This window comes from Rhodopseudomonas sp. BR0C11 (genome assembly GCF_010820945.1).
Taxonomy (GTDB): Bacteria; Pseudomonadota; Alphaproteobacteria; order Rhizobiales; family Xanthobacteraceae; genus Rhodopseudomonas; species Rhodopseudomonas palustris_H.
The window spans coordinates 1-920 of the sequence record NZ_QTKI01000762.1 but is presented as its reverse complement, the minus strand read 5'-3'; the positions used below and the strand labels follow the sequence as shown (position 1 = coordinate 920).

Annotated in this window: 1 protein-coding gene; it reads right to left on the bottom strand. The window is 61.4% G+C overall.

All coding sequences use genetic code 11. The features are described from left to right. Positions 1-537 (bottom strand): toprim domain-containing protein (locus tag DYI24_RS27205; RefSeq protein WP_246701397.1); only part of this gene is annotated, 537 nt, incomplete at its 3' end. Between the last annotated feature and the right edge of the window lie 383 nt (positions 538-920).

The following is a 920-nucleotide window of genomic DNA, read 5'->3' as shown; positions in this document are numbered from 1 at the left end:
GTCGCACACCAGGCGCAGTGCCACCGACTGCACACGGCCGGCGGACCGCGCGCCCGGCAGCTTGCGCCATAGCACTGGGGAGAGAGTAAAGCCGACCAGATAGTCGAGCGCCCGGCGCGCCATATAGGCGTCGACCAGCGCACCGTCGATCTGGCGCGGGTGCTTCATCGCGTCGGTGACCGACTGCTTGGTGATGGCGTTGAACACGACGCGCTCGACCTGTTGGTCCTTCAGCGCACGCTTCTGCTTCATCACCTCCAGCACGTGCCAGGAGATCGCCTCACCCTCGCGATCAGGGTCGGTGGCGAGGATCAGCTTGTCCGCACTCTTCAGAGCTTTGGCGATATCGTTGAGCCGGCTCGCAGCTTTCGGGTCGACTTCCCAGATCATCTGGAAGTCGGCGTCCGGGTCGACCGATCCGTTCTTCGCCGGCAAGTCGCGCACGTGCCCGAACGAGGCCAGAACCTCGTAGGACGAGCCGAGATATTTGTTGATCGTCTTGGCCTTCGCGGGCGACTCGACAATGACGAGGTTCATCGCATTCCAAGCATCAGATGAAGAGAAAAAGGCCGGTCTGCGAGACTCGCGCCGGCCAGATTGCCCGGAACATGGGTGGTGACAAGGGCGCTGTCAAATCGCCGCTCGGGCAGGACGCCACATATTGCGACTACCTGGGCCTGAAGTTCACAAAACATAAACCTAGAGATGTGCAACCTATGCGTGTATATCGCCCTTCATCCATCCAATTTGGGGTGGATCGATTCCGCCAGGAATGGTGCCCCAATGTCACCGCCGTCCGACAGCAAGAAGAGCTCCCGTTACAGCCGTCCTGGCGACGGCGGCCCCGTGGAAGCAGCCCAATACCTGTCGGAAGCGACAGGTCAACTGATTCAGGTCGCCCAGGCGCATCGCCTCGACAC